8 protein-coding genes are annotated in these 9,702 nt (G+C 46.3%); 4 read left to right on the plus strand and 4 right to left on the minus strand.

Annotated features, from left to right (window positions below; all coding sequences use genetic code 11):
- Window positions 1–75: 75 nt before the first annotated feature.
- Entirely contained in the window at window positions 76–1,734 is a 1,659-nt protein-coding gene (locus tag QUB26_RS14035) for a CTP synthase (RefSeq protein WP_333239554.1), read from the minus strand.
- A 106-nt stretch (window positions 1,735–1,840) separates the two neighbouring features.
- Window positions 1,841–2,797, minus strand: a complete 957-nt coding sequence (locus tag QUB26_RS14040; protein ID WP_333318473.1) for an Rpn family recombination-promoting nuclease/putative transposase — start codon at window positions 2,795–2,797, stop codon at window positions 1,841–1,843.
- 315 nt (window positions 2,798–3,112) lie between these two features.
- Between QUB26_RS14040 and QUB26_RS14045 the strand changes: the two genes are divergently transcribed.
- The 3 genes from QUB26_RS14045 (at window position 3,113) to cutA (ending at window position 7,288) form a co-directional block, all read left to right on the plus strand.
- Window positions 3,113–5,629, plus strand: a complete 2,517-nt coding sequence (locus QUB26_RS14045) for a VIT domain-containing protein (protein WP_333318476.1) — start codon at window positions 3,113–3,115, stop codon at window positions 5,627–5,629.
- Between the two features lie 253 nt (window positions 5,630–5,882).
- Entirely contained in the window at window positions 5,883–6,779 is an 897-nt protein-coding gene (locus tag QUB26_RS14050; RefSeq protein ID WP_333318478.1) for a pentapeptide repeat-containing protein, read from the plus strand.
- A 188-nt stretch (window positions 6,780–6,967) separates the two neighbouring features.
- On the plus strand, window positions 6,968–7,288 hold the full coding sequence (cutA, locus tag QUB26_RS14055; protein WP_333239562.1) for a divalent-cation tolerance protein CutA: 321 nt from the start codon (window positions 6,968–6,970) through the stop codon (window positions 7,286–7,288).
- A 67-nt stretch (window positions 7,289–7,355) separates the two neighbouring features.
- Here the strand turns inward: cutA and QUB26_RS14060 are convergent, their stop codons facing one another.
- Both QUB26_RS14060 and QUB26_RS14065 read right to left on the minus strand, forming a co-directional pair.
- A complete protein-coding gene (locus tag QUB26_RS14060) occupies window positions 7,356–7,895 on the minus strand; it encodes a DUF2231 domain-containing protein (RefSeq protein ID WP_333239564.1) in 540 nt (179 codons plus the stop codon).
- Window positions 7,896–7,945: 50 nt separating this feature from the next.
- Window positions 7,946–8,224 carry a hypothetical protein gene (locus QUB26_RS14065; protein ID WP_333225179.1) on the minus strand — a complete coding sequence of 93 codons (279 nt, stop codon included), beginning with the start codon at window positions 8,222–8,224 and terminating at the stop codon, window positions 7,946–7,948.
- 210 nt (window positions 8,225–8,434) lie between these two features.
- On the opposite strand from QUB26_RS14065, the gene QUB26_RS14070 reads away from it, so the two are divergent.
- Complete coding sequence (locus QUB26_RS14070; RefSeq protein WP_333318480.1) at window positions 8,435–9,607, plus strand: FAD-binding oxidoreductase; 1,173 nt, start codon at window positions 8,435–8,437, stop codon at window positions 9,605–9,607.
- Window positions 9,608–9,702: the final 95 nt, after the last annotated feature.

The following is a 9,702-nucleotide window of genomic DNA, read 5'->3' on the forward strand; positions in this document are numbered from 1 at the left end:
TGAATATTGTGTACTCTGAACCGCCCCTACAGACATCTAATATATCAGAACTAATCGATCGCACATGATATGAGATCAGTTTGCTGCAACTTTCCCAGCCACCAAGTCGCGACCCTCATCTTCTAAAACATCCTGCTTTCCCTGGATGCTAGCGGCCTGGATAAACCCTTGAAACAATGGGTGGGGGGCGCTAGGTCGAGATTGGAATTCGGGGTGAAATTGGCAGGCTATGAAAAAGGGATGGTTGGGAAATTCGATCATTTCTACCAAGCGGCCGTCTGGCGATGTACCGGAGACTGCATAACCTGATTCTAAGAAAAGATTGCGGTAGGCGTTGTTAAATTCGTACCGATGGCGGTGCCGCTCGTAAATCACTTCTTTCTGATAAAGTTTGAAAGCTAGCGTGTCTGGGTTGACACGGCACGGATACAAACCCAGTCGCATTGTACCGCCCAAATCGACTACATCTTGCTGTTCTGGCAATAAATTAATTACCGGATTCGCTGTATCTGGGTTAAATTCAGCGCTGTTGGCATCCTCTAGTTGAGCGATGTTGCGCGCCCATTCAATCACAGCACACTGCATCCCCAAACACAATCCCAAAAATGGAATTTTGTGGTGTTTAGCATATTCGATCGCCGCTATTTTCCCGTCAACTCCCCGAACCCCAAAACCTCCCGGTACAAGAATGCCGTTGATACCTTTGAGATAATTATCGAGGTTTCCCGATTCTAAATCTTCTGAGTTAATCCAGTGTAAATTCAGGTCGCAGCCGATCGCAATTGCCGCGTGCCGCAAAGCTTCGACCACCGAAAGATAAGCATCGTTCAACCGCACGTATTTGCCAACTAAAGCAATATCAATTTTGTGATTGGGACTGTAAAGCCTGTTGACTAAAGTTTGCCACTGATGCAAATCTGGCTGGCGATGTTCGAGTTGCAACAAATTGATCGTTTGTTCCGCTAAACCCTCCTGTTCCATCATCAGCGGCACTTCGTAGATACTTTTAGCATCTTGAGCGGTGATGACACATTCTTCGGGGACGTTGCAGAATTCCGACAATTTCTGTTTCATGCCCAAAGACAGCGGGCGATCGCACCGACAGACTAAAATATCTGGTTGAATGCCGATCGACCGCAATTCCTTCACCGAATGCTGAGTCGGTTTAGTTTTCATCTCCCCAGCCGAAGGAATCCAAGGTATCAGCGTCACGTGCATATACACAACATTTTGCCGGCCGACATCCTTGCGAAACTGGCGAATTGCCTCCAAAAACGGCAAAGATTCAATATCTCCCACCGTTCCGCCGATTTCCGTAATCACCACATCGGGATTGGTATTTTTTGCTACCCGGTGAATTCGATCTTTAATCTCGTTAGTGATGTGCGGAATCACCTGCACCGTGCTCCCCTGATACTCACCGCGGCGTTCTTTGTTAATCACCGCTTGATAAATGGAACCCGTGGTGACGCTATTGAGGCGAGACATGGAAGTATCGGTAAAACGCTCGTAGTGCCCCAAATCCAGGTCAGTTTCCGCACCGTCTTGCGTGACAAAGACTTCTCCGTGCTGAAAAGGGCTCAGAGTGCCGGGGTCAACGTTAATATAGGGGTCTAGCTTCAAAATCGAGACTGAATAGTCCCGCGACTTCAATAGGCGGCCCAAGGAAGCACCGACAATTCCCTTGCCGATGCTGGAAACCACGCCGCCGGTCACAAACACAAATTTGCTCATAGGATTTTCGACTTTAGATGTTTCAATGTCAGGTCAGACTCAAATGTGACATAGGTAATCCATAAGGGCAACCACGGGGGATTGCCCCTACACTCATTTGACCAAATTATTGACGATTGTTATGTGCTTGCAACCAAGTTGTCAAATCTGACACACTGGCAAAGTCTAATAGCGCCTCTCCTAGATTCTCTAATTGCTGAGCGGATAACTGAGCGATGCGAGTTTGAATCTCCGGCGACAACTGGCCGACACTGTGCTCCAACTGACGAACAATTAATGTCACATTTCCTTGTTTGATGCCTTGTTCGATGCCTTGTTCAATGCCTTGTCTGATTCCTTGTTCTATCCCGATTCTGGTAGCTTTGCTAATTGCACCGCGCTGGTCTTGAATAAAAATTTCTCGCCTTTCTAAATCCTCCAATTCATCAGGCTCTAGATTTGCTTCATTGGCAATTGTAAAAGCTTTGCGGAGTTCCGGTACATTTCCCAACTCTTCCGGCACAGACCTTAACGTGCGAGCGCTTTTCATGAAATATATCCACTTGTCAGTCAGAGTCTCTAATTCTGCTAAAGTCTTGTCAAATTTGGGCAACTCAACAAAGACAAATTCTAATTCATCCGCCAAATACTCGACCCGATTGTTTTTTTCTTTGATACAAAACCGCGAAATTACTGTTTCCAGATGCTCAAACATTTGGAAATCTGTAATCGTCAAGGCAATCACGGGATTTAACAGGTTGTAGTTTTCTCCGCTTTTTAATTGCACTGAGTAAGCTTTGGTAGCATTGTATAAAATTCGTTTCTCAAAGGATTCTACATTCAATACCTGCATTTCAATGATCACAGTTTTGCTACCACCAATTTTTGCTTTAACATCCAAGTAAGTATCTTTGACTCCTTTGATTTTGGGAGCTAAATAAGGGTCAAGAATTTCTAAATCTTCGATGACTGGCTGCGCTTCGTAGAGAATGGCATTTAAGAAGCTAATCAAAATGTCTTTGCTGTCAGCCGAGCCGAAGATTTTTTTAAATGCAAAGTCGGTTTTGGGGTTAATAAAATTCATGGCTTTTTCAATTTATTAGAGATTGAGAGGTTGAGGTTAGAGTTATTTAATTATTTAACTATCATACAATCTTCTAGGTTGGGTTCGCGGACGATCGCCCCAACCGACTTCACCCAAATACGGATGCAAGCCCACAGCAGTCTAGACAAAAGTTCCACTCCCCCATGAGCGCCTGTAGAGTTAATCTAAAATCTAAAATCTAAAATCAGCCCTACGCGCTCAGTCATTTTTCCCAAAAAGCTAACTCAGGAACGTTTCGGCAATCGTAAAGTCATGGTAAACAAAGCACCTCAAGTCTGCTAAAAAACAACTGCTATGAAGTTTGTCTGCGTTCTCTCCCCTCAACGGTTGCTTTGTACTGGTATGGCATTGCTCGCTGCGCTCCTCTTCGAGGGCTTCGCTAACGAGTGTGGCGCGTGGGGCGCTCCCAATGCAGCGCGGGCAAAAGAGCCTGGGGAAAATTATTCGTCTGTGTCGCCGAAAATCATCGCTAGTAACGATGTTAATTGCAATGGCGGACGATCGCCCGAAACTCCCTGTCCAGTCGGCGGTTTGTTCGTCAAAACTCCCAACACGACGCCAGAACAAGTCTTTCCTCTGAAACAGACTGAAGTTAAAGCCAAAATAGCTGGCAATATCTCCCGCGTCGAAGTTGTTCAGAAGTTTGAAAATCCTTTTCCCGAATCTATAGAAGCTGTTTATGTATTTCCTTTGCCCGATGAAGCGGCGGTGGATGATATGGAAATTAAAATAGGCTCACGAATTATTAAAGCTGATATCAAACGCCGCGAGGAAGCTGTGGAAATGTACGAACAAGCCAGAAAGCAAGGCCGGAGTGCAGGTTTGTTGGAACAAGAACGATCCAATATTTTTACTCAGTCTCTGGCTAATATCAAACCTGGAGAAAAAATTGAAGTTACGATTCGCTACACCGAAAGTCTCAAATTTGTCGGCGGCGATTACGAATTTGTGTTTCCAATGGTGGTAGGGCCTCGCTATATTTCGGGAAATACGACCCCCCCCAACCCCCCCTTGCTAAGGGGGGGCGATCGCATTAACCCGCCTGTTTTGCCTCCGGGAGCGCGATCGGGTCACAATATCGCTGTTTCGGTAGAAATAGATGCCGGAGTTGCGATCGGCGATGTCCGCTCTACTTCCCATCAAATTACAACTGACCGCAGGGGAAATATTGTGCAAGTCCAATTAGCCAATTCTGACACAATTCCCAATAAAGATTTAATTTTGCGCTATCGAGTGGCGGGCGAAAATACGCGCGCAACTGTCTTGACTCAATCCGACCAGCGGGGCGGTCATTTTGCTACTTATTTAATTCCGGCATTAAATTACAAAACTAATGAAATTGTACCTAAAGATGTCGTGTTTTTGATGGATACTTCCGGTTCTCAAAAGGGCGAACCGCTGGCAAAATCTAAGGAGTTGATGCGCCGCTTTATTCAAGGATTGAATTCCAACGATACTTTTACTATTATTGATTTTGCCAATACTACGCAAGCGCTTTCAACTACTCCTTTAGCGAATACGGCAGAAAATCGACAAAGCGCAATTAATTATATCGAAAAGTTGCAGGCTAACGGAGGCAGTGAACTGCTTAACGGCCTTCAAGCAGTGATGAATTTTCCGGCGGCGGCTACGGGAAGGCTGCGGAGTATTGTATTAATTACGGATGGTTACATTGGTAATGAAAATGAAGTGCTGGCTCTGGTTCAGCAGAGTCTGAAACCAGGAAATCGACTTTATAGTTTTGGTGTTGGCGGTTCGGTGAATCGGTTTTTGCTCAACCGTTTGGCGGAAGTGGGAAGAGGCACTTCTCAAGTAATTCGTCAAGATGAACCGTCGGCAGAAGCGACAGAAAAGTTTTTTCGTGAAATTAATCGTCCGGTATTGACTAATATTCAAATTAGTTGGGAAGGAGTGGGGGAAAAACCGGAGATTTATCCGATCGCACCCCCAGACTTGTTTGCGAGTGGGCCGCTGGTTTTGTTTGGCAAAAAGAGCGATCGAGCCCCCGGCCAACTTCGCATCCGCGGCACTCTGGCGGGCGGCAAAGCTTACGAGCAAGTTTTACCGGTTAATTTTGCTCAATCCGGCGGGCGGCAGCGAGAGTCTACTTCCGTCGCAGCAACCGCTACGGATTTTGGCAATCCGGCGGTAGCTCAACTTTGGGGGCGATCGCGCATTAAAGATTTAATGAATCAAATGTTTGGTGGTGAGACTAAATCTCTGGTGGAAGCTGTGACTAATACTGCTCTGACTTATCGCTTGCTGTCGGAATACACGGCTTTTGTGGCTGTGAGCGAAGAAGTGCGAGTGGAACCCGATGGATCTCGTCGCCGCGTGCAAGTGCCTGTGGAATTGCCGCAGGGTGTCAGCTATGAGGGTATTTTCGAGTCCGAGGGGGCAGAGCCAACTAGAGGCGGCACTCGCAGCGTTACCTCGAATCGCAACTCGGCACCGGTGAGTCCAGCTCCTGCTATGGCGCCGCAGCAAGGTTACGGTGAGTTGCAACGCCCGAAGCCTTTGGCTTCTCGCCTTCAAGTAGTTAGCGTCGAAGGGTTGGATGCCGAGGCGATCGCGGCTTTGAGTCAATACCTGCAATCTGTTAATCTCCCGGCGGGGGTTAGCGGTGAAACGGTGTGGAAGTTATTGGTACAAGACGGCCGCGTTGCCCGATTGGCGCTCGACACTAAAACCTCGACGCTGCAAGCAACAGACGCCGTAGAAACTCTCAAGAGGGCCTTGAGTTCCTGGCAACCTCCCGCAGGATTAAAGGGCACGCTGCGCCTGAAGTTGCGAATTACGGTTGAGCCTTAAGGAATGACTATCTATGTCAAGAAACATTAACTTTTAATTCAAAAATACCGAAAGGGCGATCGCTACCGCGAGGAAGATATAAAATCTTTATTAAGAGATTGCCTTTAAACAGAAAGTGATGTTAATGAAATTTATACCGTTTGAGGCAAACGCTAAAACAGTTTCCTTTCTGAAACAGTTTCCTTTCTGAAACAACCTTAACAGTAAAGATTTCTGGATCGAAACCCCACAATCATAGAAGGTATGACGCCCTATGGAAGTTAGTGAACTGCTCAACAATTACGAAAAAGGACAAAGAGACTTTACTGGAGCCGACCTCAGCGGGAAAGACCTCAGCGGAGCAATCTTAATCGGAGTCAACCTTTCGCGAGCTAATCTTTCCGGGGCGAACCTCAGCAGAGCGTTTCTGACTAAAGCAACACTCAAAGATGCACAGATGCACAGAACAAATCTGAGTTTTGCCAAAATGGGTGAAACCCAACTCTCTGGTGCAGATTTGACAAAAGCTAATTTGAGTGGAGCTTTTTTGGTAAAAGCAAAAATGCCCAAGGTAAAGTTAAGCGGCGCAACTTTAACTGGCGCAAACCTGCGGGGTGCTGTGTTGTGGAATGCCAATTTGTGCAGCGCCGACTTGCAATTAGTTAACTTGCTGGGCGCGAATCTGACGGGAGCTAATTTTAAGTGGGCCAACCTTTACGGTGCAAGGCTCAATAGTGCAAAACTTTTTGGAGCTCAATTAACCGGAGTCAGTCTGCGACGAGCGCAGTTGACAGGGGTGAATCTTTGCGGTGTAGATTTGAGCGGCGTCAACGTGAGCGAAGCTAAACTCATGGGAGCTAATTTGGAAGGCTCGAATTTGGCGGGGGCGAATTTCAGCGCGGCTCAGTTGCGTGGGGTGAAGTTGGCGGGTGCAAACTTAACCGGGGCTAAGTTGAGGGGAAGTTGTTTGAGAGGGGCAAATCTGAATTGGGCAAAGTTGTGTCAAGCAGATTTGATGGCGGCAGATTTGAGCGAGGCGACGTTAATAGGAACTAATTTAGATAATGCTTTGTTGACGGGAGCTATTTTGCCGGAATCTACTAGGCGCTATTTTTCCTTAGCTGGGGCTGGCAGAGTCAATTCTTGGGAAGTTAATGAGATTAACGGTTGATTGTTGACTGTTGACTGTTGACTGTTGACAATCAAGCATCCAGGATACCCGCCACGTGATTCATCTGTCCAGAAATAAAAAACCTGTATCCGATAAAGGATCCCCCGAATTTATCTCGCGCAAGTCAATGCTAAAATCTAAAATCTAAAATCTAAAATCTAAAATCGATTGACTGTTCACTGATTACTATGACAATTAATTTTGGGGTGGTGCTGGTAACTGCGGCATCGGAGGCGGAGGCGGAGAATCTCGCGAAATCTCTAGTTGAAAACAAGCTGGCTGCTTGTGTGAGTTTGTCACCAATTCGCTCGATTTATAGTTGGCAAGGCGAGATTCATTCCGAGTCAGAGTGGCAGTTGCTGATTAAAACTGATTTGGCTAAATTTGATGCTTTAAAAACAAAAGTTCAGGAACTCCATTCCTATGAAGTTCCCGAAATTATTGCTCTTCCTATTATCGCTGGCAGCGATGCTTATCTCAATTGGCTGGGACAATCTTTAAGTTTGTAGTCAAGATTTTAGTCCTAAATTATCCAATGAAGAGGGACGGAATTCCCTACTAAAAATGATCGGAAACCTAGGAATTATGACTGGTAGGGCCGATGACGCCGATTTTGTGGCGAAAACTTAGTTCGCCGCCGAACCAGCCTGTAACGCCCAGCAAAGTTGCTACGACGATCGATATTGCTAAACCTGTGTATACGATCGGCTCAGCCGGATTTCCTTGTCGCAACAGCAAGTTAATCAGGGTAAGTACCATAACCGCCACATTGCCACCCATGTGCAACCAACCGGCACTGCGATCGCGCACTCTTTTAACTTTGAAAAAATCTAAAAAGCCCGTGATTGCGGCCAAAATCCCCGCAGCAAAACCGACACCCATCAGCCAAACCGAAGCTCTCGCCCAAAACGGATCGCTTGTCAGCCAATAACCGACATCAGTGCCGGCGGCTCCTACTAAAAAGGCTACCGGAAAGATGACGATGATGGGGTGGATGGGATGGCCTGCAACTGAAAGCGTACTCGTAATACCGGCGTCGCGGTACTCTGTATCGTGACTTTCTAGAATCGGCGGAAGATTGGGATAGGGCGTACTATTTCTGGGATTTGTTTCCATGATTTCTACGATAACTTTTGTACAAAAAACCCGTTTTTATTGGATTGAACTTAATCCCAAACCCGCTCGCCATTTTCGTCAACGCGGGCCTGCCGAATTACGTCGGAAATTTCGTCGGCGTCTTTGACGTGGTGCAAAGCTTTCTTTTCCCCATCGGGTTCTTCGACGATTACATAAGTTGGAACTGTAACAACATCTCCCACGATGTCGGGTACGTGGTCTACCGCCAGTTGCTGCGCTTTTTCTTCAATGGTTTGCGGTTTGTCGGAAATACGATCGCCCGGATTGACCGTGCGCTCCATATCTTTGCCTGGTTTGTCGATACTCATAAAAACCTCTCTGGTATTTCTAATTTTTTGCTGACTCTAATTCCTACTATTGAACGAAAAATCTCTCTAGGTAAACATCTCCCGACGGGTGGAAGTTTCAGTTAGGGCGATCGCAGACAGCCTCTTCCTGTAGGTAGAGGTTTTTCGATTTGTTCCGAAAAAACTAAGCTAAAATCTAAGCATGATATTTTCATTTCCTTTGAGTTGCCCATGAAAAGTTACGATTGGATTGTTGTCGGCGGTGGCATTACGGGTGCGTCACTGAGTTACGAACTGGCAAAAAAAGGTTTTGCTGTGCTGCTTTTGGAACGAGATGCTACCATGCAAAATGCTACTCGTTTTAGTTATGGTGGCTTGGCTTATTGGTCGGGAACGACTGATTTAACGCGGCAATTGTGTCGGGAAGGTATCGAACGCCACCGCCATTTATCGGCCCAATTAGATGCTGATACTGAGTTTCGCGAGTTGGATTTGTTGCTGACAATTGATGCGGGTACTGATGTAGAAAAAGTGGCGGCTAATTACGCGCATTTTGCGATCGTTCCGCAGCTTTTGAGTGTTGCAGAAGCTGGCGAGTTGGAACCTTTGCTGAATAAAAGTGCGATCGCCGGAGCTCTGACTGTGCGTCACGGTCACATTTCGCCGAATGCCACAAATAAAGCTTATTGTCAAGGGTTTCTGCGGTTGGGAGGAACTATAGAATTTGCTGAAGTAATTGGGTTTATAGAAGAGGGAAATCGGATTTCGGTAGTCCAGACGGTACAGGAAAGTTATGCCTGCGAAAATACGGTTATTTGTGCTGGAGGTTGGAGTCGGAGTTTACTGAAAGCCGCTGGTGTTTCTGTGGGAGTTTATTTTACTCGCACCGAGATTTTGGAAACTGCACCTGTGGATTTGAAACTCAGAACTTTGGTGATGCCTGCGGTATTAAAACGTTTTGAATTGGAAGCTGAATCGACTAGAAATGAGGTGGATTTTCTTTGGGATGAACCTGGTAAAGAGTTGCTGTCGCCGATTTTAGATTCGGGTGCCATTCAATTTAATGATAGCAGTTTGCGGATCGGGCAATTGTCGCGCACTTTGAGCGATTTGAATGCTAAAGTCGATCGCGAAACCAGCGAAACGGCAATTCGTGCAGGAATCCGCAAGGTTTTGCCTGATTTGGCAGGTTTACCTGCAACTTGGCACGAGTGTAGTGTGGCATTTAGCGCTGATAATTTGCCTGTAGTGGGGCCGATCGCCGATCGCCCTGGATTGAACGTTTTTTCGGGTCTCAGCAATCCTTTGGCTATTGTACCTGCTTTGGCTGAGCGATTTGCTAATTGGGCGGGGGGAGAAGAAGATAGGGCGATCGAGCTTTTGTCTCCAGATCGATTTGCTTAAAAATGATATCATGTCCGGCCCATTGGTAACAAGTTAGAACGGAGTAGATTTTGTCAATACCCCTTTATGTAGAAATATAATTGAATAATAATGAT

The organism is Microcoleus sp. B4-C1 (genome assembly GCF_036705285.1).
GTDB lineage: Bacteria > Cyanobacteriota > Cyanobacteriia > Cyanobacteriales > Microcoleaceae > Microcoleus.

Bases quoted from the DNA above. Each gene is read 5' to 3' on its own strand.
- QUB26_RS14035 (WP_333239554.1), bottom strand. From the start codon at position 1,734: ATGAGCAAATTTGTGTTTGTGACCGGCGGCGTGGTTTCCAGCATCGGC.
- QUB26_RS14040 (WP_333318473.1), bottom strand. From the start codon at position 2,797: ATGAATTTTATTAACCCCAAAACCGACTTTGCATTTAAAAAAATCTTC.
- QUB26_RS14045 (WP_333318476.1), top strand. From the start codon at position 3,113: ATGAAGTTTGTCTGCGTTCTCTCCCCTCAACGGTTGCTTTGTACTGGT.
- QUB26_RS14050 (WP_333318478.1), top strand. From the start codon at position 5,883: ATGGAAGTTAGTGAACTGCTCAACAATTACGAAAAAGGACAAAGAGAC.
- cutA (WP_333239562.1), top strand. From the start codon at position 6,968: ATGACAATTAATTTTGGGGTGGTGCTGGTAACTGCGGCATCGGAGGCG.
- QUB26_RS14060 (WP_333239564.1), bottom strand. From the start codon at position 7,895: ATGGAAACAAATCCCAGAAATAGTACGCCCTATCCCAATCTTCCGCCG.
- QUB26_RS14065 (WP_333225179.1), bottom strand. From the start codon at position 8,224: ATGAGTATCGACAAACCAGGCAAAGATATGGAGCGCACGGTCAATCCG.
- QUB26_RS14070 (WP_333318480.1), top strand. From the start codon at position 8,435: ATGAAAAGTTACGATTGGATTGTTGTCGGCGGTGGCATTACGGGTGCG.